This is a genomic window from Paenibacillus paridis (assembly GCF_006345825.1).
Classification (GTDB): Bacteria; Bacillota; Bacilli; order Paenibacillales; family Paenibacillaceae; genus Pristimantibacillus; species Pristimantibacillus paridis.
This window is the reverse complement of the sequence record NZ_VCIX01000092.1, coordinates 242971-269107: the sequence shown is the minus strand read 5'-3', so window position 1 is coordinate 269107 and position 26137 is coordinate 242971. Positions and strand designations below refer to the sequence as shown.

Annotated in this window: 14 protein-coding genes; 2 read left to right on the top strand and 12 right to left on the bottom strand. The window is 45.3% G+C overall.

The genetic code is table 11. The features are described from left to right. Positions 1 to 29 precede the first annotated feature (29 nt). The 8 genes from FJQ58_RS23275 to FJQ58_RS23240 all read right to left on the bottom strand — a co-directional run bounded on the left by FJQ58_RS23275 (position 30) and on the right by FJQ58_RS23240 (position 15861). A complete protein-coding gene (locus FJQ58_RS23275; RefSeq protein WP_139997206.1) occupies positions 30 to 1082 on the bottom strand; it encodes a zinc-dependent alcohol dehydrogenase in 1053 nt (350 codons plus the stop codon). A 105-nt stretch (positions 1083 to 1187) separates the two neighbouring features. Further along, entirely contained in the window at positions 1188 to 8999 is a 7812-nt protein-coding gene (locus tag FJQ58_RS23270) for an Ig-like domain-containing protein (protein ID WP_139997205.1), read from the bottom strand. 129 nt (positions 9000 to 9128) lie between these two features. After that, positions 9129 to 10679 carry an extracellular solute-binding protein gene (locus tag FJQ58_RS23265; RefSeq protein WP_238404423.1) on the bottom strand — a complete coding sequence of 517 codons (1551 nt, stop codon included), beginning with the start codon at positions 10677 to 10679 and terminating at the stop codon, positions 9129 to 9131. A 91-nt stretch (positions 10680 to 10770) separates the two neighbouring features. Further along, complete coding sequence (locus tag FJQ58_RS23260; RefSeq protein WP_238404285.1) at positions 10771 to 11679, bottom strand: carbohydrate ABC transporter permease; 909 nt, start codon at positions 11677 to 11679, stop codon at positions 10771 to 10773. 12 nt (positions 11680 to 11691) lie between these two features. Beyond that, positions 11692 to 12591 carry an ABC transporter permease gene (locus FJQ58_RS23255; RefSeq protein ID WP_139997203.1) on the bottom strand — a complete coding sequence of 300 codons (900 nt, stop codon included), beginning with the start codon at positions 12589 to 12591 and terminating at the stop codon, positions 11692 to 11694. A gap of 353 nt (positions 12592 to 12944) precedes the next feature. After that, a complete protein-coding gene (locus FJQ58_RS23250; RefSeq protein WP_139997202.1) occupies positions 12945 to 13793 on the bottom strand; it encodes a formylglycine-generating enzyme family protein in 849 nt (282 codons plus the stop codon). A 195-nt stretch (positions 13794 to 13988) separates the two neighbouring features. Next, positions 13989 to 14627: a glycoside hydrolase family 11 protein gene (locus FJQ58_RS23245; protein ID WP_139997201.1), complete on the bottom strand. Its 639-nt coding sequence runs from the start codon at positions 14625 to 14627 to the stop codon at positions 13989 to 13991. A gap of 703 nt (positions 14628 to 15330) precedes the next feature. Next, entirely contained in the window at positions 15331 to 15861 is a 531-nt protein-coding gene (locus FJQ58_RS23240) for a GNAT family N-acetyltransferase (protein ID WP_139997200.1), read from the bottom strand. An 839-nt stretch (positions 15862 to 16700) separates the two neighbouring features. Here FJQ58_RS23240 and FJQ58_RS32425 point away from each other — a divergent pair. Together FJQ58_RS32425 and FJQ58_RS23230 are read left to right on the top strand one after the other, a co-directional pair. Then, positions 16701 to 18713, top strand: coding sequence for a cohesin domain-containing protein (locus tag FJQ58_RS32425; RefSeq protein ID WP_162341725.1), 2013 nt, complete (start codon positions 16701 to 16703; stop codon positions 18711 to 18713). Between the two features lie 103 nt (positions 18714 to 18816). Then, complete coding sequence (locus FJQ58_RS23230; protein ID WP_139997199.1) at positions 18817 to 19869, top strand: S-layer homology domain-containing protein; 1053 nt, start codon at positions 18817 to 18819, stop codon at positions 19867 to 19869. Positions 19870 to 20803: 934 nt separating this feature from the next. On the opposite strand, the gene FJQ58_RS23225 is transcribed toward FJQ58_RS23230, so the two are convergent. The 4 genes from FJQ58_RS23225 to FJQ58_RS23210 form a co-directional block, all read right to left on the bottom strand. Then, positions 20804 to 22447 carry a helix-turn-helix domain-containing protein gene (locus FJQ58_RS23225; protein WP_139997198.1) on the bottom strand — a complete coding sequence of 548 codons (1644 nt, stop codon included), beginning with the start codon at positions 22445 to 22447 and terminating at the stop codon, positions 20804 to 20806. Beyond that, on the bottom strand, positions 22419 to 24185 hold the full coding sequence (locus FJQ58_RS23220; RefSeq protein ID WP_238404284.1) for a sensor histidine kinase: 1767 nt from the start codon (positions 24183 to 24185) through the stop codon (positions 22419 to 22421). Before FJQ58_RS23220 ends, FJQ58_RS23225 begins: the two co-directional genes overlap by 29 nt. Positions 24186 to 24256: 71 nt before the next feature. After that, on the bottom strand, positions 24257 to 25159 hold the full coding sequence (locus FJQ58_RS23215) for a carbohydrate ABC transporter permease (protein WP_139997196.1): 903 nt from the start codon (positions 25157 to 25159) through the stop codon (positions 24257 to 24259). Positions 25160 to 25172: 13 nt separating this feature from the next. After that, positions 25173 to 26072, bottom strand: a complete 900-nt coding sequence (locus FJQ58_RS23210; RefSeq protein WP_139997195.1) for an ABC transporter permease — start codon at positions 26070 to 26072, stop codon at positions 25173 to 25175. Positions 26073 to 26137 lie beyond the last annotated feature (65 nt).

Sequence of the window (26137 nt, the reverse complement as noted above, 5' to 3'; positions counted from 1 at the left end):
TGTTAAATGCTCGGCCTTTCCTTATATCGTTATGAAATCCAATCAAATACGACGGAGAAGACATCATTCGGATGTAACCGCAATTGTTCGTACGCTGATGCTGCTTCGGTATAAGGGACAACACGATCAATATAAACCCTAGGATCAATCATTCTAGTCCGGATGGCCTCCACAGCATTCAACCGATCTTCATTCCCCCGATCTCCAGGCATGAGAAGGAGAACGCCTTCCGAATTCAAATCAGCCCTTGGATCAAGGCTTAGCTTCTCGATGTACGTGCCTTGATAGACAATGCGCGGCCAATGCCCGACAATGCCAGAAATCGGGTTCACATAATACGTTTTCGGATCACGAAACACATTTGGCGTTTTACGAATCAGCTTATGAGCAAGCGTGACGCCCTGCGAGGAGCCTGAAGCTTCAATAACAATGTTTGCACCGCCATCACAATAGGCAAGTATACGCTCTAAAGCATCTGGGTCAGAAGCCTGAACACAAGCGTGAACCCCATAACTCAAGGAACGGTTAAGTCTAGATTCCGATAAATCAACAGCAATAACCCGGCATCCTTGGCTAGCTAGAAGACCCGCGGAGAAAGCTCCAATGACGCCCTGCCCGATGACCACCGCACATTCATCCCGCTGTGGCTGCGCTGCCATAACGCCTCGCAAGCTGATCGCCGCCACTTGGCTAACGACATAATTCAAGGGATCGGCGCCTTTCGGCAACAGAACAGGCTTATCCTCCCCTCCAACCAGATGCATGCTCGCCTGCCCTCCCCATTGCGAATAAATGCCCTTCGGACCCGTCTGCGGATTATAGCTCAAAAAGTCGCCAACACGATAACCCTTTACATTCACGCCTATCTGGACTACCTCACCGACAGCCGCATACCCAGGGATTAATGGGAATTTGTCAGAAGCGCCATAATGGCCACCTAGGACGCGTGTTTCCGTTCCGCTTGAAACAAAGGTATAGTGTGTCTTTACAAGCATTTGATTGTCATTCATCTCAGGTAATGTAAATGTACCAAAGCCCACCTTGTTTGTATCTTCAAATACGATGGCATGAATAGTCGTCATCTCTATTTCCCTCCCTTTAGTAAAAAACAATGAGCCAATGATATGGATTTAGGTAGTAAACAAAACGAAGATCCGCAGACCTTCGTTTTGTTCTCCCGAATAAGGTTAAATCTCAAATACGACTGTTGAATTTGTTGTAATCTCGGCTATGGCTTCTTTATAGATGCCTCCATAGGTCATGCCAAACGTATACGTACCCGGCAATAATTCCTTGCTGATCTCGCCTCCGGCTGTAGTTCCCACCGTCTGCCAGCTTCCCGCATAGTAGCTCGCGCTGCCGCCGTCCAATAGATTGCCCTGGCTATCCTTCAGCTGTACCTTGACCTTGACCGTCTGAAAGGCAACCTCAGGGTCATTGCCTACATGCTGTACTTTCTCCCTATACGTCCCTTCATAGGTCATGCTAAAGGTATAGGAACCCGGCAGCAGCTCTTTGCTAGCTTCGCCGCCACTTGTATGGCCCATTGTCCGCCAGCTTCCCGCATAATAACTCACGCTTCCGCTGTCCATCGGATTGCCTTGGCTATCCTTTAGTTGTGCCTTAACTTTGACCGTCTGGAAGGCAACCTCAGGGTCGTTGCCTACATGCTGTACTTTCTCCCTATACGTCCCTTCATAGGTCATGCCGAAGGTATAGGAACCAGGCAGCAGCTCCTTGCTGGCTTCACCGCCAGCGATACTGCCCATCACCCGCCAGCTTCCTGTATAATAACTTACACTTCCGCTATCCAACGGATTGCCTTGGCTATCCTTCAGCTGTGCCTTAACTTTGACCGTCTGAAAGCTAACCGTACGGTTAGCTCCTGTATGTTGAACTAGCTCCTTAGAAGTCCCTTCATAACTCATACTAAACGTATAGCTTTTTGCAGGAAGTCTCTTACTTGCTCTGCCATCGGCGCCCGTCACACCAAAGCTTTTCCAGCCCCCATCATAATAGGTCACGATGCCCCCGCTAAGCGGACTGCCATTGCTGTCTTGAAGCTGAACGCTCACGGATGACGTAGCCAGCGTAAAAGCAATTTGCTGGGAAGGCTCAACGTTTCCTGATCGATCCGTTGATCTATAAATAAAATCAACAGCACCTTGTTCATCGAACGTAACGGATGATGTGTACAGCTGCCATGTTGTTCCGTTATCTAGACTGTACTCCGTCTTCGCTACACCCGACAAACTGTCCGCGCTTGCCAGTGTGACGATGACCGGGTTCACATAGGAGCCGTTAGGTCCATCCGGCGCAGCAGGCGATAACGACGCTGTTGTTTGTGGAGGCATCGTATCCGTGAGGACCGGCCGAACTTCTACATCGTCCAGATAATAGGTATCGAGTGCTGAAGGTAAATCTGTGAACATGTACATCGCCATATTCGTAACCGTACCTGTCTCTTGAAGAGTATAAAGGCCTTCTAATCGCGTCCAAGACGAGGAACTTAATGGTTGAGTTGTAAAAATTATTTTTTGCTTCGTTACACCATCTAACCTATAAGTCAATCCGATCCGCAGCACCGCGCCTGCTGTGGATTCTGGAGCCAATTTCACCCATGCCGAATAATAGTACTCCTTTTCTTTCTGAATATTAGCAGGAAAGTTGATGCTGCCAAAAGGGTTTGTCTTGGAAATCTTTAAAGACTGGCTTCCGCTGTGAGCCTCAAGCGAACTGAGCGTTCTTACAATTTCCCATCCGGAATATAGCGGTGATGTCCCCTCCATGCTCGAATCGTTGATTAAGTTGTCGCCAACTAAAGGAGCAAGCACCGTAACGACAGCCGATGCTGATTTCCCGCCTTTTGCTGACGTAACTGTAATTGTAGCTGTACCGGCACTGTGGGCACGAACTGTCCCTGTCGCATCAACCGAAGCCACATTAGGATGATCGGAGCTCCAAGTTACCGCTTTGCTCGCATCCGCCGGCATTACCGTCACGGCAAGCGCTTCGGACTGACCCAAGGTGAGGCTTAGTGAGGTTTTGTTCAGGCTAACCCCAGTTACTTCAATCCAACTCGTATTCCCTTTGAAATAAGCCCAATCCGTCAGAACGCCTGTTAATAGCGCAGGTTTGTTCGCATTCCCAAGCAAGCTGCCAGCCTGGGTTCCAATCGAGATTTTAGTTCCTACACCGACGCTTCCAGCAAATCCATAGAGCTGGTCCTTTCTCATAATTCCTTCCGTCAATACTCTACCAGACTGCCCTGGTGCAATGGGCTCTAGCGTAATGCCTATGAAGCTCTCAGCAGAATCAGCAGGTGTCATTAATCGCAATGTCGTATTATCGGCGTCAAATGCAACAGCTGCAAATCTAGGAATGCCAACTTGTGTTTGATTCAGCAGCGTCATTTGTTTATCCGGCACCTGCGGATAGTACTCGCCCGCAGTGACGTTATATTCTGCCGCATAGCCTGAAGTGCCCAATGCGCTATTTATGATATCGATGATATATGCATTGGTTTTCTCCGTATAATTTTCATTAAACAGGATCGTTTTGGTCGTGCCGTTCTCAAAGAGCACCTGCAACGTTTTGGGATTGACTGTAAGATCCCCGAGCCTTCTTCCAAGCGTATTATTCACTTGGATGTTGGAACTGATGCCTACTTTAATGCCCGAGATATCCCAATAACCGTATAAGTAACCCTTCAGGCCTCCTCCCCCATCACGAGTGATATAAGTGCCCAAAATATCCTCCACTGCATTCCCGCTAACCTTAACATTGGAGCTGCTGCCCGTGGAGCTGCTGAACAGCGCCAGTGCTCTTCCTCTGTGACCATCTGCATAACCGATCGGCGAACTGTTATTGAAAGTCACGTTATAGTCCGCGTGATTGGCATACTGGTTCTCAGGCTTTTGTGAAATCCAAGGGGCGTCATTCTGTAACATATATGTTCCCACAAATTCACTGTTATTGAAGATAACTTCATCCTGGGTTCCGCTTCCTAAGGACTGGATCGTAATCGGGTTTGACGTTACCGTTGACACAATTTTGCTGTTATTGATGACATTGATCTGTGGTTCCGTGAAATCCTCCCGATTGTGCACGTACCAGCCTGTAGCCTTGGAAACAAAGGTGCTGTCATAGAAAGTTTCAGATACACCGCTTCCTGAACCATAACCCCACGCATGGGATCCGTTACCGCTAATGCCTCCCCACACCTGAGCTGGATCAAGATCCGCTTCAGGCGTAACCCCAGGATTCGCAGCCACCCAGCTCTTCCGGTAGTCGACCGCTTCCAGATTTCCATAATGCTCAATATGAACATTTCGTACAATATGGACAGCATCTTTATTTTTCCCGCTATCCTCGCTGTGAAGCGGATATCTCATGTTTTTGGCCGTAATCGTCAGGTTCTCTAGATTGGCTGTGCCTTTCAGCCACAAGGTCGATTCTTCCGTAATTTCACTATTTTTAGCCGATGCGCTGTTCTCTCCCTTTAGCCAAACAAGATCCCTATCTGTGCCACGAAGAGTCACATAAGGCTTAACCACCCAATTCTTATCGGTATACACGCCGGGATATATCAAAATTACATACTGCTTCTCAGAGCTGCTATCCATAATGCTCTCGTTCGCCAGCTTCGGCGAGAGAAAATCACCTGTTCCATCGGGCTTCACCGTTAACGTTACCGTTTCGTTTGTTCTTTCGACGACGGTTACTGTGCTGGTGGCCGTTTTACCGCTATCAACAGATATTGCCGTAATCTGAGCGACTCCCAGGCTTCTTCCATGCACGTTTCCATATCCATCTACAGAAGCCACTTCCGGATGATCGGAGTGCCAGACTACCGCTTTGTTAAACGCATCACCTGGCTGGATGACAGGATGCAACGTTTCCGTTTTACCTTCCATCATCGACACGGAGCTCTTGTTCAAGCTCATATCCGTCACATATAGCCAAGCAGGGGTTTCTTTATAGGTAACTGGCCTAGCTTCTACATCATCCAAATAGTACACATCATTCTCAGCCGGCACATCTGTAAATAGATACATCCTGACATTCGTGACGTTTCCAGTTGCATTGATGGTATAGATGCCGCTAACCTGTTTCCATTCCGTACTGCTCAGTGCTGGGCTCGAGAAAGGACAGAGCTGATTTGACACGCCATCTACGTTATAGGCAAGACACAACCTAATTATTTTCCCAGGACTCGGATTAGCTTGCATCCTCACCCATGCGGAATACTCATATTCCTTCCCTTTCTCGACATTCACTGGAAACTGAACGCTTCCGTATTGGTTTGTCTTCGTAACTTGTAAAGAGTATTCTCCGCTATGATACTGCTCCGTGCTTCGCGCTCTTATCGTCTCCCATCCGATTGGAACAACATCCGCTTCCATACTTGGATTCGAAACCAGGTTATTCCCCTTTACGGCTACGCTTGCCGCTGTGTCCAGCGTGATGGCATCAATACCAAAGTCTCCTACTGCATTTGTTGGAACCACTTTGATTTGTTTGATTGTTCCGGTCCAAGCCGAATGGTTACTCGGGTCCCATACATACTCCCTGATGCTCGGATCATTAGGCAATACATAGGTCGTCAGCTTATTTAGCAGATTCCATTCCGAGGATTCGGAAGTCCTGAAATAAACATTCGCTTCATTGCCGCTTGTGCCATTCCTAAGCTTTATTTTAATCCTCTTAACTATGGACGCAGGAAAGTTAATGTTATCTGGCGAGATCAGCTCAGGTTCATTGCCCGTTGAGGTTGCATGATAGATTCCGCTCGTTGCCTGGCCTCCCGTCACTTGATTGTTAGTCGTCCAACCCTCCAGAGTGTTAAACTCCCAAACCTTTGAGGCGGTATACAGATCTAAAAGCTCTGCATCGGAGTCCCAATTCACAATATATCCGAAGGCTTGGTTGAAGAAAGCAGCTGGAATCATCAGCTCACCTGAAGGCTGCAATACCGGAGCACGCTCCATTACGATACTTTGATTGTCTTGATAGGCTGTCAGTTGACCAACCTTAAGTCTATAGATGTGATCGTCTTTCACGCCAATTAGGGTTTGTGTCGATTGCTCCCATTCCGTACTGGCACCGATCAGCTTCAGCATTTCCCCTGCTGGAACCATGACCGTCTGATTAACCAGAGCCGGTTTCTCATAGAACTGGGCTTTCATACCGTCAACTTTCACATGAATACCTGTATCAGGCGAGTATACCATTCCAATAGAATCAATACTAAAGTCTCCAATAACCTTCATTGGATCAAAACGGATCTTACGAATAACTCCGTCCCATTTGGCATTCTTCCACATATCGACCACATAATCGGTATAGCCCGTTTCGTTCTGTTCCACGAAAAAGCTTACGGATTTGCGTTCATCCCATTTATCATCCTCATTGGTAATAAAGAACACTTGAGCTGAGGAGTTTTTATTGCTCTTCATTCTAATTTTCAAATAGGGATGGTCAGAGGCCTGAATATTTAAGTGGTCTACCGACCTAATGCCAGGATCAATGTCAATCGCTGTTCCTGAGAAAGCGCCTTCACTAACCTCATCATTGATGACCTGCTTCTCCAAACTCCAGCCTTCTGAATCGCCATCCGTGTCGAACCCCCAGAATAACCCGTACTCGTCCGTAACAGCTGGTGGCGCTGGAGTCTTTAATGTCAATACTCTCCCTCGCGGATGCAAGCTGTTTAATCTGTCCTTCTGAGCCTGCGTTGGCTGTATATCCGAATGCGCCGTACTGCTTGTGAATACGTTCCTGATGGCATCAAGATAACCAAAGCCTGCTAAACCTGCAGGCATAATGAAATGTCCCTCTCCAAGCTCGTTCCAATTATCAAGCATTACCATTTTCTTGCCTAAGCTACCTGCTGGCATCGATGGCTGTAACGTATCCTTTGCCCACTGTGCAACAGCTTGGAACTCCGAAGGCGTCGCGTAATAACCTTCTTGGCCTCCCCATGCCAAATCGTCTCTTCCCATACTGATCATCGGGAGCGCATCAATGATGCCTGTATCACGCTGGGCAGTCATATAAGATTTCTGCACCTCTGCATGCCCGCCCATACTGTCCCAGGAATACGCATAGACCGCATCGAATCCTGCCTGCTTTCTATCGCTTAAGGATATGGGGTCCGACGCTGAAGTGGTGATCAAGAGTATAAGGTCGTCGAACCCTAGCGCTTTAACAGCGTTTCTTAAGTAATCCATCTCGGCTTTTACAAGCTCCAAGCTTTGCGTGCTGCCTCCGAAATCCCGTTTGAGAGCGTTAAGGCTATAGATCGATAAGACTGGTTTATTATCTATCACCATATAACGCGGATCCTTGAAATAATATTCGATCCAGTATGGCACGATATTCGTACGGAAGTCTTCGCTATCCTTCGCTTTGGATGCACCGTTTTCCCACATAATGGCGAACTTCGTTTGATTGCTATATTTGGCATTGAAAAACCCATCATGAAGCGAGTTATGCAAATAAGGCTCTTTAATCGGTACGCCATCTCCGAAAGTCGGTCTAAACCAGCAAGAGACTTGGTAATCAATGCCGTGCTCAACCATCCATTTAATTTCCCAATCCGCCGTCTCTGGATTTCCCTCGTCATAATAGCCCAAGTAAGGCTCTCGCTCCGGGTAAGGCGTAATCGTATCCCATCCAAGATGATTTCCTTCCCTCCAAATCGGACAGCCTTGAATGCCAACAGCCTGATCAGTAGAGATCACAGAGTTCGGAGCAGGCACATAATCCGCTGGAAGCGGTACATCTTCATATAGCAGAATATCATCCAGCCATATCAATCCTTGTGCTGCTGCAGCTGTCTTAAATACAATCCCGTCCAAGCTTGCCGAACTGGCTGTAAGCGGAACTCCCTGCGCTTGCAGTTTCCCATTTACGTAAATATCAGCTGCAGCATCATCCAAATTCACCTTCACCTTCACTGCATACCAAAGATTAGCCATATAATCATAAAAGGGTACAGGCTGACCTACATCATTAATGTAGGAGAGCTTGCCGCTTTCGGTTACTAGCTTCATAACGGTCGTGCTGCCGCTTACAAGCTCTGCCGAATATCCGTCTTGCTTTTGCGGAATTAAAAGCTTGTATTCAAAAACCGTATTCGCCGAAGTAGGCGGCACGCTTTTCTTAAGGCTCATCTCACCAGTCGCCCCAGTTGAGTTCAGTTTGAGACTGAACACATCGGGTCGCACAGAGCTTTTCATTTCCTCAACCGCAATCGTTCCTCCAGCAGCTACGGTCTGCCAGTCTTCAGGCAGGTTACCCGGCATGAGGGAAATGAACCTCTCATTGACTGCATAACCCTTGTAGATTTTAATAGGAGCGATGAACATATCGCCTTTCGAAGACGCGCCTGTTTGGATCATCACATGATCGAGACTGGTTACTGCATGCTTGAAGCTTGCATTTGCGGCTTTTTGAACACCATTAATAAACACATCCGCTGAATTTGTATTTATATTGGCAATGACTTTAACGCCATACTCCGTACCTGCAGTATAGGTTTGCAAAGTCTGAATATCTCCGTTAGCGGTTTCTAGACTAAGCTCTCCATTACGCGTCACAATGCTGACAGCCTCTGTATCGTTACTGCTCAGCTGCCATTTGACGCCATCCATGATCGAAGATAGCTTGAACCGGTATTCCATCGTGATAGCGCCTTCATTTTGCTCGATAAACGCTCTGCGCATAGATACTGGCAACGTATTATTGGTATCACTCATTTTGAACCAATTCAGGTACGAAGAGGACAGACTCCCCCCCGCTTTGCGGACATCCCAGCCAGAAGGCAAGACATCCATCGTCTCGTTGTTGGGAAAAGAAAAACTCTCGTCAACCAGATAACCGCTCTGTACGGGGACATCCTCCGCTTTCGCGATAGTCGATTGTACAACATAAAACAGAAGCATTAGCATACAGGCAAAAATGATCTCCCCTACGGCCCATTTCCTCTTGATCATAAATGATCACGCTCCTACTCGATTTTTCTTGCATCCATTCGGTAAATCTGAATCCCAAGCATTCCCCCTTTCTCTTGCTATACATAAAAATTGGAACCGAGTTACAAGTAGCCCGGTTCCAAGTTTTTATTACTGGTTTTGTGCTTTCCACGCGTCGAGCTGCTTCTGAGCTTCGGCTTTAATTTTCTCCAAGCCCGCTTCATTCAAACGTTGCTTCATTTCTCCCAAAAACTTATCATAATCTGGCATTGAGCCTGTGATTAGAATAGGAAGCATTTCCGCATATACCGCATTTACTTGAACCGTTTCCGATTTGACGGCTTCCCCATTGAACAGAAACCCGAGGATTGACGAAGTTTTTGCTTCATTATTATTTTTTTGCATTAACTCAAGAGATGCCTTGGAATTCCAGCTGGAATCCCACTGATCCCAGAGAGGCCCAAGCCAGTTATGCCAAATTGCCCAGGTTTGTTCGGCTCCGCTCTTCGCATCTATGGAGATATCATCCGTGCCGGCACCAGATTTAACCGTATAGTTCTTTCCTTCTAGGCCAAAAGCAAGCGTGTTGGACAGCTCTTTATCTTTCCAGACGAGATTAAGCAGCTCCATTGCTTTTTCTGGATTTTTTGACGTCTTGCTGATGGCCGTTGCAGCTCCCACCATATTACTTGTGGATATGATTGGATAATAGACAAGCGACTCCACCGTCGGGAAACCAAAAAGGGCTGTCGATTTCGAACCATCCTCCGAATAACCGCCTGAATCACGCATGACCGCATATTTCCCAGACTTAGCTTCAGCCGTGAAGTCCGTTTTAACTCCGGCATCCTTGGCTACATACCCTTTCTGATAATAGTCATGCATAGTCCGATAATTGTTGACGTATTGGGGAATATCAATTTCAAATACGAGCTTGTTTGCTAGTTCATCATATCGAATCCCTTTGGTTACAATGGTATGGTCAGCAATAAAGTCACCAGCTGCAGATACGGTTTTCGTCACAAGCAGTGGCGTTATCGTAGGCTCATTTTTCTTAATCGTTTCTAAATATGGCTCAAGATCCTGCAAATTTTTGATTTGCTTATAATCCACATTGTACTTCTCTACCAAATCTTTTTTGAATACAATGCCTTGCGGCGTGGTAAAAGGTGACTGCGATGGGACCGCCATAATCTTGCCATTATACGTGACGGCTTTCCAAGCACGCTCATCCACTTTAGCGAGGATATCCTGTCCATATTGCTTCAAAAGATCATCCAGAGGCAGGAATGCGCCCTTCTGCACGTTCGAATCAATTGGATTCGTCCAGTTCGCAGTGAATACAAGATCGTATACTTCACCGGAGGCAGACATCAATTTCATTTTGTCTTCCCAGCTTGCTGCGTCAATAAAGGTAAAGTTCAAATTTGCGTTTACAGCTTTATTAATCGTTTTGTTCGCTTCCGCTTCAATCGCTTCCTGATCCTTCATCGTATCAATCGGTTTCCGCATATACCAACTAACATTGACTAGCTCTTTCGCTTTCTCGACGGTTTCAGTCGTCTTCGGTTCTGCAGTAGCTGCATTCGTGGCATTGGGGGCATTATTGTTACCCGAGCTGCACCCGCTAAGAACCACTGTACCAACCATCCCCAACATAATCATGCTGCTTACCATTTTCTTTGTTTTTTTATTTCCCATACTCACAAACATGCCTCCCTTAAAATATGATGTTTTTTTATATATAACAGACACATGAGGAAGAACCATGCGCTGGAAAACCCTTTTTTCACTAACCTTTTACAGATCCGACCGTCAAGCCTTGCACGAAATAACGCTGAAAGAAAGGAAAGATGACCAGCATCGGTCCTGCGGCAAGAATACACATCGCCATCCGCGCGCTTAAACTCGGCACTTGCTGTCCTGGCTTAACCAGACCGTATTGTATCGCTTCCGCACTATTCAAGAACTCCATGTTGCGCAGCACACGAATGAGTAAATATTGCAGCTTCATCTTATCCTCATGATCAATGTACAACAGAGTCAGCCACCAGTCATTCCAATACTGCAAAACCAGGAATAAGCCGAGTGTCGCCAATGCTGGTTTACTAAGGGGAAGCACAATGCGTGTAAAAATGGTAAACTCGGTGGCTCCGTCTATTTTGGCTGATTCAAATAGAGCATCAGGAAGCGTTTGCAAGAAGCCCCTCATTAACAACACATGCCAGCCTGTGATAAGGAAAGGGAGAATGAGGGCCAAGAGGTTATTTTTCAAATCAAGCCAGCTGACCATCAAAATATAGGAAGGAACCAGACCGCCCTGAAACAGCATCGTAAAGAACACAAAAAATGAAAGCTGTTTGCGGTAGGCATAATCTTTCCTCGAAATGGTGAAGGCAAAGCTTGTTGTAATCCACAGCCCTGCCACAGTCCCCACTAGCGTTGTGAATATCGTCACCACATACGCATTGAGCAAGACACCAGGATTATGAAGAATAACTTGATATGCCGTCAAATCGAACTGCTTCGGCAGAATCGAATACCCTGACAAGAGGATATCCGTTTCATTTTGAAAGGAGGTTCCTATAATAACTAGAAAGGGATACAAGCAAGCGATACATACAACGATAAAAATACCATGAATAATCCATGTACTGAGCTTAGAGGGTGAGCGGGTGTTAGATAACCGAGGTGCCATCATGAGACATTCTCCTTAAAATAATGAATTTTCACGATTAATTTTTCTCACGATATAATTTGTCAATATGACCAAGGTGAAACCGACCGTAGATTGGAAGAATCCAGCTGCTCCAGCCATGCCAATATCGCCCATATCGACTAAAGATCGATAAACAAAGGTGTCGATCACATCCGTCGTTGAATACAGAGAAGACGAATTCAGGGTAACGTTATAAAATAATCCAAAATCGCTATAGAAAATTTTACCAATCTGTAAAATAACCATCATAATAATAATCGGTTTAATGATCGGAATCGAGATGGAAATCGCCTGCCGCAGCTTGCCTGCCCCGTCTATTCTGGCCGCTTCATAATACTCCGAGTCCACGCCCATCAGCGCCGCATAATAGATGACTGCTCCGTACCCAAGTCCTTTCCATACCGCTCCGATGATGAGAATAAAAGGCCAATATTTCGGCTCGTTATACCACATAACCGGCCCAATTCCAAACATCTCCAATCCCTTATTCAGAACGCCATATTCCATATCGAGGAGTGCGCGGAAGGCAAACCCTGCTACTACCCATGAAATAAAATAAGGAATGAACAAAACGGTTTGGTAAACCTTCACAAATCGCTTGCTGATCTCCCGAAGCATCAGTGCAAATGTGACGGAAATCATCGTACCTAACGCAATGAACGTCAGGTTATAGAGCAGTGTGTTTCTCAGCACGCGTTGTATGACATCGCCCTTAAATAGAAACTGAAAATTGTCAAAGCCTACCCACGGGCTATTCCAAATCCCAAGATCATATTTGTAATCTTTGAAGGGAAGCAATAACCCGTAAAGTGGTACATAGTCAAAAATAAACAAAAGCGCGATACCTGGTAAAGCTAATAAGGTTAAACTGAAATTCTTTTTAAATGTTCTCATGTACCTGCCCCTTCTTGTTGGAGTGACTGTGATGATTGCGTTTGCGATACCCTTACTGTAGATAATCGAGTCCTGAATGTATATTATGAAAACTGTCTTTACCTTGGAAAAATGACTTTCTTGCCGGGGGAATGGGCTGCGATTCCTGCCGTTGTATTCGAAAATTGCACAATCGCTGGTCTGATTGGAGTTAGTGAAGACAAAAAGAGCTCAAATGGCTGCATAGCAGTCATCTGAACTCTTTAGACATGCATGGATTCTCGAATCCATTTATGAGTTTATTCGTTGGAATTCTTCATCTAGATTGCTCTGTTAAGCAACGTAGACTCAAAACTAATTTCGGGGTTTATCCTTTATTCGTCGCGACTCACACGAAAGCCTTGATCGGGCCCCATACCATTCGCCTCAAAATTGCTCAGATAAGATAACACGCCAACATCGCCTAACCAGCCTCCGCCCTTCACAACCCGGGTAGAGTTACTATTGCTTTCCGAGTCTCCATACCCATTCCAGCACCATTCCCTTACATTGCCTGACATGTCGTAAAGGCCTAACTCGTTGGGCTTCTTGGCACCGATAGATTTTGTTTGGTTATGGTTGTTTTCTACCAAAGGCCAGTTCCATTCTCCTGATAACATTTTATCTCCAGCGTTTTTCCAATACCATGCGACATCATCTGCATGATTGCTTCCGCTGTAAATGTAACTCTTGCTCTTCTGACCGCCACCTGCTGCATATTGCCACTCTGCTTCTGTCGGCAATCGATAACCATTAGCTCCTGCATTGATCGTTACCGTCCATTTTAAATGATCGTTTTCACTTGTATTTTTCGGATCCTTTTTATTCTTGTCTATAGTGTAATACGGTGTTAAGCCCTCTTTTATACTTCTTTGATTACAATACTCCACAACGTCATACCAACTCACCATTTCTACTGGCAAATCGTCGCCTTTAAATTGTGAGGGGTTACTCCCCATGATCTCCATCCACTCTTTTTGAGTTACTTCATATTTGCTAATATAGAAGTTCGATAAGGCTACTTTTTCCTCATAGTAGTTGGACTTCTTGTTCATAAACGGTCCGCCCTTGACCAAGACGAAGTTATCAGGCATATGATCCAACGTTTGATCAGCCTTTTCCTCCGAACAAGCGCTGACAACAACCATGATTGCTAGGATAAAAAAAACGATGATTTTTCTCATTGTGATATCTCCTTTAAACTTTAAGGAAAAATGATAGACCAAGATGGACTACAATTCGCCTCTAGCAACATGGAGAACCGTTCACCTTTCGGGAAACGGTCCTCCATGTGCCCAACAATGTCAAACGGTTAAACACTTTCTCTACACACTAGATTCATCGGGCGCGTATCCGTTGCCCTGCTTACAGATGACCTGTTACCACACTGTAACGTTAGAGCTGCCACTGCTTTGATATCCTTCTGTCGCTAACACCTGGTAGGACCAACTGCTCCCCAGGTTCATTCCTTTACTCTGCCATGCACTTACGTGGTTGCTAAAAGTAATAGCGACGTTACTGCCTGTCGCTCTCTTAGATTGGCGAACACTCCAGAACTGAGTGAACGTTTTTGTTCCGTCAATGGAAGGCGCGTTGACTCGTTGAGTCGTATAAATATCATAGGTTCCTCCATCACTGGAGACCGTTCCTTTAAATGTTCCTGTCGGTCTGTAAGTTCCCCAGCTATCAACAACGTAATATTCTATGAGTGAGTTTCTTGTCCATCCATAAAGAGTCAAATACCCATTGCCAGACGGCGCCCAGACGCCGGCATTATAGTTAATTGTTCTAGTTGGCGATCCGGTATTCCAGCCTTTACCCACAACAAAATTTCCGGTGTTTGACCAGCTAACACTGTAATTCCCACCAGATCCATTCGTAGCATTTACTGTTCCGCCACCATCGGTCCAATTTTGCCAGTAATCTGTCGCTGCACTTGCGGATACTGCAAACAAGCTGGAAAGACCCATTGAGGCTGCAATCACTAGCGTAACGACTTTCTTTTTAAACTTAAACATAAATTACCTCCTAAAATTTTTGTAGTTGTCACTGCTTGCCCACATGCAACTTTCATATTACCTTTTATTACGTAAATTGCCCTGTTTCATAACGTAAAATCCGTTCCTCCTATCTTCGAAAAATTTTTCTTTCAAGTATCATTCCAAGACCACTTAGGCCTTGAATAGCTAAATTATAGAATGTAAGCGCATACAAAACAACTTAACAATTTATAGATTTACCCCCACATATTAACTAATATTTTTAGTGAAAATATGAAAAATGCTTCTGCTATGCTCTAAGCCGAATATACCAATTATCGCTTCTTTCGATTAAGCAACCATTGGAGTGTTATGGCCACCACAAACACAATGATATAGATCGGGTAGTTCTCTCTAATTTCAGAAAAGCTCGATTTAGCTCTTCCTGAAATAATTCCAAGTACAATCAAAATTACGAACCAGAAACTCAATGCAAATGCTGTTATTCTATTTATGAGCTTCTTATATTTATGAAGGAATTTGATTTGAATTAATGTAATATAAGTAGCAATAATTACTATGAATATAAGGATTCCCATGATATGTCCTTCCTTCAGTAGCTTAATATAACGAGCAGCTAAGATTTCATTTTTTTGAAGTATTCATGAAATTCCACTACAATTTCTTTAGTTGATGATACGATGCATAGATTTGAAATCAATGAATATTTTACAAAAAAAAGCTATAACTGTATCCAGAACCGTCTTACAACGTTCCCGCTTTCCTCTATAAACTCCGATTCAAATTGTCCGCCGTTTTTTATTATAGTTTTTTCTGACGCAATATTGCCATTATCACAAACGAGAAGTACTTTGTTTAAACCCATATTTTTTGTTATTTCAAGCGTTAATGCTAATAGTATAAATGCATAGCCTTTTCTTCTTTCTGATGGGCGTATTCCGTAACCAATATGTCCACCACAATCATGGAGCTTTGCATTGAGTTTGTGTCTAATATTTACTGCACCAATGACTTTCTTTGAATATTTGTCTATAAGCCAATACGTAGAATGGGGGACAAAACCAAGATTTGTTATCTTTTCTTCTGTATCTTCGGAGTACAAAAAATCAATCATGGCGTTAAAGTCAGAAGGATCCTTCTCTACAACCCACGGGGTAATATCCTGCTCACTTGACTTCCAATCTTTATAAAACGACATATACTCATCCTTGTATTCAACTGATGGTTTCACTAATTCAACCGAGTTTGACATCCTATTACCTCCAACTGGATCGTTCAATTATTTTCGAGTTCCTGCTTTATATCATTCAGCTGCACGTGAGACTCAAGAAATGCAGAATCATGTCTGTACCAAAAGATGGACGGCTTATGCAATGCTTCCTCTATAGTAGGCAACCACGGTTGTAATATTGTTTAAGGCTAATCGATAAGACATTGATAATAATGAAATCCTCATCCAACTTACCTAAAAACAGTTGTTGATATCCACGCTTATCTTCATTCTACTGTACACTAAAAGTAACAACTTCGTCATGCATAACACTGCTTTATTAAGATTATAACCGCTTTTTACAGGACAGCGTTTGTACGATAAAAAAATGGCGATCCCTCTACGGTAACTTACCGAGAAGCGACCTACATATACATAATCAGATATCTATTGAAATAGTAGCTGCGTCATTTCATGATATTTAAGATTGTCCATTTCATTAATGGTAGAATCTTCGCCATAGGTGGATTAGGCAACTCAAGAAAAAGCCAAGTCGAGCATCGCATGATCGACAGCGAACAAGAACATAATCGATTAGCTAAACATTAACGCTAGTGATACTGCATAACGTTCGCTCATGATGTCATCTCTTTATATGGAATTATTTAAAATAAAAAACACAATTTAGTAAACAACGGGTAAGCATGTAAAAAGATGCACATTGTCGTTCAATTGAGTAGTTTATATAATGAAAGCGTATACAAACAGTGCTCCTGAAACTTACACAAGTACTACTAGAAGAAAGGGGGAATGAGATTACTTACTATATGTTTCATTAATTAGGGGCTTTCTAAAACATTAGTCTTGAAGGGAGCAATAAAATGTTTAAGAAAAGATTCATTACGGTTTATGTATTTCTCTTAGCAATGGTTATCAGCATACCTTCAGCTTTCGCCTCGGAATCAACAACGGATACCACTTTACCGTTTATTCTTAAAAATGTGAACTTTGCTTTTGAAGAGCGTACGGATGCTGTCATTATTGACGCAGGCAACATTGTAAGCCAATCCAAATTGTCTGTAGCAGACTTTAAAGTACATGTGAAAGCTACTAGAAAGGTCAACGCTGATTATGTTGTTTATGACGGCCCACGCGTGGTCACAGATGTTTATACTAGCCAAGTAAATGATACCGGTACTCCTTCCGATACCGGACAGTATATAATCGTTGATTTTGCTGACGTTGGTTGGGGCGACGGCGGTACAACGATTGATGGAGGCTACACCCTCGATCTGAAATATACGATCACATATAACGGAAACAAACTTGAATATGTAGACGGTTCCTCCATTGTACCCGCATTCAACCAGACCGGTGCTGTCAGCCCTGTCCTAGACAAATACAAATATGCAAACCACGAAGGTCTGGATTACAGTTACTTCTATAACGAGGATGCTGAAGAGCCGCTGCCGTTGGTCGTATTCTTCCATGGCGGCGGACAGGGCAATGATATCTATACGCCTATCCGATTCAGTAACGGCGGTACTATATGGGCCAACCCTGAGAATCAGGCCAAGTATCCTACTCATGTTCTAGCACCACGAAATGCAACAACTGTCCAAAGCATTCACAAAGTGAAAGCTGTCATCGATGAAATGATTGAAGCCGGCAAGGTTGATCCGAACCGAGTCTATGTTACCGGATTCTCGATGGGCGGAGGCTCCACATGGACCTTCCTGCGGACATTCCCTGACTTCGCTGCTGCGGCTGCACCTTTGTGTCCTGCAGGTGGACCTAACACCGTGGAAAATGCTAAGGCTGTAGCTAATTTGCCGTTGTGGACTTTTGTCGATGCAGAAGATTTCTTGTACAACTCTGTAGTGAACACGGACAAAACCTACTCGCCTTATTGGAACGACTCCCTGTTAACTATCATTCCTTTTAACCAATTGTTAGATCCTCCTTATAATGGACACAGATTCGATGGACATTCCGTATGGCTTCCGGTCTATAACGAATACGTACATCCAGAGCGCGGCATGCTTATCGACTGGTTATTCTCCCAAAGCAAAATTAGAGAAATAGCGAATGTAGAGGTTACTACACAACCTGGAGTTGCTCCTGAGCTGCCTGAAACGTTGGCTGTAGGTGTCAATCACAGCGCTACAGGAATTACTACTGAAGACCGTCCCGTTGTTTGGGATGCAATTGACCCGCAGCTTTTTAACGCGCCAGGAGTATTTGAGGTAGAGGGTACGATTAAAGGTATTGTTAAGAAGACGACTGCTAAGGTGACAGTTGTCTCCGCTTCCGCAACTCTGTCAGGCCCAGTATTGGTGCAACCAGGTCAACAATTCGATGTCACCTATGGTCTGCAACACGTGAAAAAGAACGTGTATGCGCAAGACGTTACGATCCAATATGACGCCGATAAGCTAGAGCTTACCGGACAGCCCATATCGTTGGATTCCGAAAACTTTAAAATTGTGGATACGGATGAGCAAGAAGGAATTATACGAATTCTCAGCATTCATTTAAATGACAGCGCAAATAATCCAAACAAGGATCTCATTAAGCTAAGCTTCAAAGCCAAGGAAACAGCCGGAGTGTCGAATATTGAAGTCACGCTTCTCGTGCTTGCCGACGACGAAGGTGTAGAAGTCGAAGTTGACGGAGATACGCATACGGTTGAGATTCGCAAACCAGTAATACCGGGTGACAACAACGGTGACGGCAAAGTAAGCGTTGGTGATCTCGCACTGGTTGCTAAAGCCTACGGCAAATCCTCAGATAGTCCAGATTGGAATCAAGTGAAGAAATACGACATCAATAATGATAGCACAATCGACATTGAGGATCTTTCAGCTCTAGCACGTCTCATCCTGAATAAATAATTGTTATTATACAGCCCAAGGGTATCGCCAAATATGGTCGATACCCTTGGACCTGTCCCTCGCCAATTCATTCCGATTTCTATGAACAAGGGAGACGATTCGTTTGAAGATTCGAATATTTCGGCTGTTGCTGTCCACGCTGCTGCTATTTGCAATGTTGCCGATCATGACATACGCCGACGCTGAGAACAAAACCACTTATTCACTAAGCAGTTCCATCATTTATTCAAAAATTGGCAATGAAGTAGTGGTCAATATTGAAGGCCATAGCGCGAAGGACGTTTATGGATACGAGCTACGTCTATCCTACGATCCGAAGGTCTTAAAATTCCGTCAAGCATCCACTACTTGGGAAGGCTTCACGGTCCCTCCGATCGTCGAGAACGGAAAAATTACATTCGCGCACACAAAGGTCGGCCATATCAAGGGAGAGAGTGGACATGTGCGCTTCGCTTCGTTGCGATTCGAAGCCATGCGTCAGAGCGATGCCGCCATTCAATTAGCGCGTGTCAAACTGGTTGACAGCACGGGTGGCAGCACAACTGCAGAACCCGGCTTGTTGTTAAAGATCAACATTCCTATGAAGAATTTGGTTAACTATTCTGACATTAAAGGCCACTGGGCAGAGAAAGACATTGTAAGGGCAACAGAGATGGGCTGGATCAACGGATATCCAGATGGCAGATTCGCTCCACAGAACGAAGTCACTCGCGCTCAATTCACTACGATGCTTTCGAAAGCGCTCGCTCTGTCTTCTCATTCAGACCTGGCACAAACTTTTAAGGACTATGGGCATATTCCCGAGTATGCGAAATCCCATGTTTCGCAAGCGGTAGCTGCCGGATTTGTGAACGGATACGAAGACGCGACGTTCAGACCGTCACGATCGATTACTCGTTCCGAGATCACCGTCATGCTGATGCGCGTATTAGGGTACGAAGACAAGATGGATTCGAGTCCTAAGCTCGCCTATGATGATGCAGACCAAATTCCAGATTGGGCTTACCCAGCTATTGCAACAGCCTCGGACATAGGCATAATTAAGGGAAGAAACAATAACAAGTTTGCTCCTGGTGGTTATACGACTCGGGCCGAATCCGTTACCTTGATTCTAAGAATATTAGACCGTATTTCTTCAACATCCACCATTAGCTGACCTTCAATCGGCTCAAAGCACTATAGCCTGTCTATACACGAAGAATCGACTCCAATCAGGATCGCTCTTATGTACAGACAGGCTATATAGAAGGAACTATTCTCTCGTGTAGTAGGAGCTACCTTATTCGCAAAATATCTGTGAATTGACAGGTTTCAACTATTGCTGGCGATAGAAACATTGGGAGTGCTGATGAGGCAGACGGTAACGAACGAGCCAGTATTTAAGTGTTTCTTTCTTAGTGTGATGGGTTTGGCACCAAGCAGCCATTCGAAGACTGATGCTTGTGTAATTTGCATTACGCGTTTCCCATCCTTGCAGCCTTCATTCTTTCGTGATCATAAGAGACAGCCGCCTGTTCATAAGGTTGACTCTATTTTCTCATGAATGAATAAGAATAAACAGGTGGGTTGTATTTAACGCTTACCAAGAATAAAATCACAACCAAATCGTGAACTCACTTGGAATCGATAAATAGTTAGTTTATTGGTGAGCGTCAAATAGGCCCCACAATGTAGTCAGATGGAAGCCCATTTAGGATGGATAAGTATTTAGGCAAGCGACTTTCTGGTAATGAAGAGGACCAGGGCTAATCCGGCTCCAGCGTTCCCGAAGCGTGGAAATTCGGGAGCTGCTGTAATTGCTCGAATAGATACTTGAGGTGCCGGAACGGATACAGTCCGTTTTCTTTTACCGCTTCGATCAAACCCTAGCCCGCTGCGCTGGCCTTTGCACGGCCACCGTTTCTGAATTTCCTTTGTCCTCCGGCGCTGCTTTCAAGCGCTTTCTGCTGAAGGAGATACTTCTTCATTTCTGCAATCAAAGGCATCAGTCACTGCTCCGCGCCGTTCATCATCTAGTTCGCCGTCATTTGCCGAGACAGCAAATAGCCCATACGAACAACTAGCTTCATATTCGGTTTTCTTTCAAAAACTTAGTTGGAGACCTGTCTTCGTAATCCTGCTTGTTCCCTGAACTCCTGAGGCGACATACCTGCCCACTTTCTAAATACGCGAGTGAACGAATGAGCGGCCTCATATCCCACTTTTATACCGATCTCTGAAATTTTGCAATCAGTGTTCTTTAGCAGCTCTTTAGCCTTCGCGAACCTGACATCCTCAATATATTCCGACAGCTTCCTGCCCCTTTCTTGCTTAAACAGCCGGGACAAATAAGAGGGATTGAGATGTATTTCGTCAGCAAGCCGGACAAGAGACAAATCCTCGTCAATATTGTCTCCGATATAAGCGCAGATCTTATCAATAGCCGTCGCTGCACGGCTGTGCTCTCCGTTCGACCGTTGAGCGAATAGGTCTTCCGCAGTCGACTTCAAGACGCCGAAACGCGCGTGCCAAGAGGGATGGGCCTCCAACTGCATCAAGTTTCCAGATGGAGTCTTCTCCCGATCGCCCCAGCGGTTCGTGTAAGACAGCATTGCCAGTGCAATCGAATAATACAGCTCCGTCGCATAGGCCAAGGGCACCTTGCCGACCATAGCATCCATAGTGAGCTCATCGAACAAACACAGAAACTCCGTACGCCTGCCGCCCTCCAAGTACGCAGCCAGCGTCTCCACCTTCTCACCAGGGAACCGCCAGCGCAGACTGCTGGATGATTCTTCTTTATGAAGTTGTACGGATTGAACCATGCGAGTTCCATCCCCTGCCCGCAAATGCTGACGTTCACGCAGCCTGTCATAAGCTTCCGGAAGCTCTGGCCATAACACAGGTTCAGTCGCCATCGTTACCGACACTTTAATCGACAGCGACTCTCGGCATGCGTCCTGAATTAATTCTAGCGTACCCTCCAGGAACTTCACCGTTCTCTCAAACACGCCATCCTCGAGTTCATGGGACGGCATTGGCTGGACAAGCCAGACGAGATCACCATAACGATCGATAACGCCTAGGCTCCTTGTTTTCTCGTTCAGATAGGAATCCGCCATAAGCTTGACCGTCAAGGCCGACTCTTGGCGATCTGCATAAGAGCGACGTTTCTCTTCCGCGAAAGATAAACTGCCGAGGGAAATCAGAACGGGAAGAGCGGGGTTGAAACGGATATTTAGTCTCCTGAAGTTGTCCTCCATCGTCTCGTCGGCACCTTCCTCAAACAGAAGATGGCGCATGTAATTTCCAGTAGCAAGCGTCTCCAGAGCATTCTGGCTATCCTTCGACTGCCGTAAAAGGTCGGCTGTCCTGAGTTCTTCTTCGATCTCGGATGCGGCTTGGCCGACAGCTTCAATTAGTTTATTATACCCTTCGCTCTTGAGCAGATAGCGAACACCCGGCCATTGTATAGCGTGGTACATCGACTCAAGATCATGATGGCCAGTGAGAAAGATAAGCTTGCAATGCGGCCAATTATAACGAATCACGTCCATTAAGGCTAAACCGTCCATTTCGGGCATGGCAATATCAGAGAGAACGATGTCGAACCGTGTTCTCCGCAGCCAAACCAGCGCTTCTTCGCCAGAGTACGCCTTGTACAAGTCCAAGTCCAGTGGCAGCTTGCTAAGGATCTCGTATAGTCCGTCGGTTATGATTTCTTCGTCATCTACGATTAATAGCCTGATCTCCATTCACTCCTTTCACCGTCCGCAATCTCAGGGTTGCCTGTAAGCCCCCCAGCCCGCTTCGGGCGACGGACAGACCGCCCCCACCTAATGTCATTTGGATGCGGCGATGGATGTTGACCATGCCAGTAATTTCTCCTTCTTCATCCTCCTCGCCGAGCGACCTTGTCATTCTCGTCAAGTCCTCGGCGGTTAGGCGGTCTCCGTTATCCTCGATAATAATTCGAACTTCCTCCGCATCACTCTCAAAGCGAACTACGATTAAGCCATCACGAGCCTTCTTCTCAAGGCTATGTTCGAAAGCGTTCTCAATAATAGGTTGCACGATCAGCCTCGGAACGAGCAGAACGTCCCAATCAGCAGGCAGCGGCTGAAAGTCTACCTTGATGCGTCTGGAAAAGCGCAGCTCCTGAATCTCGGTATACATGCGCGCATGCTTGATCTCCTGCTTGAGCGGCACGTTGTCCGATGCGTTACGCGTCACGAATTGAAAGTATTCGCCGAGCAGCGTCGTAAATTGCTCGATTCGCTCAGTATCTCCCGTCTTTGCTAGCGTGTTCAAAATAAAAAAGCTGTTATACAAAAAATGGGGATTGATCTGGGATTGCAGTTGCTTAAGCTCTGCCCTCTGGGCCAATATCTTCTGCTTATATACCTGATCAATCAAGGCACGAAGGTTTGCAACCATTTGATTGAATCTGCCGTACAAATAACGGAACTCATCCTTCGAGGCATGGCTAATATAGACATCCAGATCCCCATTCTCCATTCTTCGAAAGCTCTTCACGAAGGTCAATAGCGGTTTATGAATAAATTTATAGGTAGATAAAGCATAGATGGCTATAATGGCTAACGATAGGGTCAGAAACAACCAAGCCCAGGTATAGAAGCGGTCAAGCGGCTCCTGAAATACCCTTCCCGGTATGAATCGATATAGCGAAAAGTCTAGCTTCTCAGAAGCTGCGTACACGTAGTAATACCGCATATTCGATAAATCAACGGTATCTGTATACCTGTCTATGACTTCATTCGATTTCAGCAGAAAACTCTTCATATCTTGCTTAGGGAAAGCGTTAACACCATTAGTGATGACAACGCCGTTTGTTCCATGCACCAGCATCGTTCCACTGTCTGCGTACAAGTTAAACTGATTCAGTTCCTCTTGAAGTACCTTGCTGTCTAAGGCGATTTCAACCGTAAAAAGCGGTTCCGCCTCCTTGCTCCGCCCAACCTTGAGCGCACTCAAGAAAAGGTTCCCATTAAACTCAATAATTTGTGAACCGCGCCCGAAAACGGAGCGAATACCGAGGAAACGCTCTTCGTCGAAATTATGCACCCCGTCTACGGATAACGTCTTTCTAATGGGAGCGATATGAACACTCACATCCTGAATGTAAATGCTGCTATTCTGAATCGTGTAAATCCGTTTTAATAAACTATTGATGTGCTCCGTGCGACTAATCGTATCCATTGTTTCCCAGGTTAGTGCTAATTCATTTAGGTCCTCATCTTCCAAAAGGCTGTATTGCAGCAGCTTCATCCGCTCGATTTCTTTCTCCATGTCTGAGAGATAATAGGCGATTTGCGATACGGCTGTCTTGGAAATATCCTCACGGGCTGTCTGGACGATCCAGTTGTAGATATACACGCCGAGTGACAACAGAGGAAGCATAATAAGCATAAAAGTAATCAGAAGTCGCAGAAAAATCGAATTTCCGAGTGAAATACCATGGCTTTTGAACAACAATGTCTCCCCCACCATTTTCTTTCATTATATCCGATCTTTCCACACCTGTCTTTTACCTATTTTCCAATTCATCCCTTTACGCTTCCTAATACGATGCCCTTTACGAAATATTTCTGCAAGAACGGATACGCCATAATGATTGGCAATGAGCCTAAAAAGATTTGTGAGGCCTTCAGCGTCCTATCGGAGATTTGGGCTAAGGCCAGAAGTTCGTCCCTCGACACATTGGACAGATTCTGCTGAATGACGATCGTTTGAATGTAACTTTGCAATGGATAATTGCTAGGATTCCCCATGAGAATCAACCCATCAAACCAGCTGTTCCAATGCTCTACCATAGCGAACAACGCTAGGGTTGCAAGGGCAGGCTTTGAAATGGGAACGTATATTTTCCATAATGTCGTCCATTGGCCCGCGCCATCAATGAGCGCTGCTTCCTCTAGCTCCTTCGGAACCTCCCTGAAGAAATTGAGTAGCAAAATGATGCTGAATACCGGCACAGCTCCTGGCAGTACCAGCGCCCAGATCGAATTGAGCAGCCCGTATTCCTTAAGCGTAACGTACCACGGGATCAATCCACCGTTGAATAGCATTGTTAGAAAAAATGCCCAAGCATAGATGAGTCGGAATCGAAGAGCATGCGATTCCTTCGACAGCGGGTAAGCAACCAAAATTGTCAGCAACAAGTTTAACGGCGTTCCAATCCCCAGCCGCTTAATGGAAACCCACATAGACTGCCAAAATTCCCCTCGGCTTGCGGTGTATTCGTAGGAAGCCAGCGTGAAATCAACCGGCCAGAGCTTAACGTACCCGGCTGCCGCAGCAGAGCTGGCACTAAATGAGACTGCAATAATATGAATAAGCGGAAATATACAGAGTATCGCTACAAACAGTAGAACGATCGTATTGACGATCGGAAACCACTGGAGCTTTCTAGTTTGATTTGTCTTTGTTTTATTTGATAGGCCCATGGCTTCTCGCCTCCTAGAAGATCCGATATTTAGCAAAATGATAGGCAAAGAAATACGAAGCCGAGATCAGAACCAACGAAACAATCGATTTAAAGAAGCCGACCGCCGTTGCCACGCCATATTGCGCATCAAGTAAACCGATCCGGTAGACAAAGGTGTCTAGAATATCCCCGCTTTCATATACCTGGGGGCTATATAGATTAAACACTTGATCAAAACCGGCATTCAATAGCTGTCCTAGGCTCAGCACAGACAATAACACGATAACCATTCTCATTCCCGGTAGCGTAATATGCCAAACTTTACGCCATCGGTTGGCGCCGTCGATCGTCGCCGCCTCGTACAATCCGGGATCGATGCCTGTAATTGCTGCCAAATACACAATCGTCCCATACCCGAAATTTTTCCACACATCTGATCCGATCAGTGTCACTGGAAACCAATTGTTATCCCCAAGAAAAAAGATTTTGGGCAACCCGATTGATACTAACAGTTCATTCACGATACCGCCTGACGGCGAGAGGATATCGATCAGAATACCGCCAAGCACGACCCATGAAAGGAAATAAGGCAAATAAATGGTCGTTTGAACTGTACGTTTCATCGCCGCGTTCTTAACTTCGTTAAGCAAAATAGAGAACACGATCGGCACCATCAGTCCTAAAATAAGCTTGAAGCTAGAAATTAACAATGTATTCAACAACACTTGCGTGAAACTCGGCAATTGCATGACATAAGCGAAGTTGTCCCACCCGATCCATTGCTGATCACCAAACAGGCCCTTGGCGGGTATAAACTTTTGAAAAGCAATCACGATTCCTGACATAGGTACATATGAAAATAAAATAATAAAGATTAACCCCGGCACGATCATCAAGTGCAGCGGCAGCTCTCTCCTGATCTTGGCTCCCATTCGTTGTTGTCCCTCCTATCCGGTCATGAAACAGGAGGAGTAGAGGTGCGCTAGATTCCTGCCTC

Excerpts from the sequence above, each read along its gene's own strand:
- FJQ58_RS23275 (WP_139997206.1), bottom strand. The coding sequence starts at position 1,082 with ATGACGACTATTCATGCCATCGTATTTGAAGATACAAACAAGGTGGGC.
- FJQ58_RS23270 (WP_139997205.1), bottom strand. The coding sequence starts at position 8,999 with ATGATCAAGAGGAAATGGGCCGTAGGGGAGATCATTTTTGCCTGTATG.
- FJQ58_RS23265 (WP_238404423.1), bottom strand. The coding sequence starts at position 10,679 with ATGGGAAATAAAAAAACAAAGAAAATGGTAAGCAGCATGATTATGTTG.
- FJQ58_RS23260 (WP_238404285.1), bottom strand. The coding sequence starts at position 11,679 with ATGATGGCACCTCGGTTATCTAACACCCGCTCACCCTCTAAGCTCAGT.
- FJQ58_RS23255 (WP_139997203.1), bottom strand. The coding sequence starts at position 12,591 with ATGAGAACATTTAAAAAGAATTTCAGTTTAACCTTATTAGCTTTACCA.
- FJQ58_RS23250 (WP_139997202.1), bottom strand. The coding sequence starts at position 13,793 with ATGAGAAAAATCATCGTTTTTTTTATCCTAGCAATCATGGTTGTTGTC.
- FJQ58_RS23245 (WP_139997201.1), bottom strand. The coding sequence starts at position 14,627 with ATGTTTAAGTTTAAAAAGAAAGTCGTTACGCTAGTGATTGCAGCCTCA.
- FJQ58_RS23240 (WP_139997200.1), bottom strand. The coding sequence starts at position 15,861 with ATGTCAAACTCGGTTGAATTAGTGAAACCATCAGTTGAATACAAGGAT.
- FJQ58_RS32425 (WP_162341725.1), top strand. The coding sequence starts at position 16,701 with ATGTTTAAGAAAAGATTCATTACGGTTTATGTATTTCTCTTAGCAATG.
- FJQ58_RS23225 (WP_139997198.1), bottom strand. The coding sequence starts at position 22,447 with ATGGAGATCAGGCTATTAATCGTAGATGACGAAGAAATCATAACCGAC.
- FJQ58_RS23215 (WP_139997196.1), bottom strand. The coding sequence starts at position 25,159 with ATGGGCCTATCAAATAAAACAAAGACAAATCAAACTAGAAAGCTCCAG.
- FJQ58_RS23210 (WP_139997195.1), bottom strand. The coding sequence starts at position 26,072 with ATGGGAGCCAAGATCAGGAGAGAGCTGCCGCTGCACTTGATGATCGTG.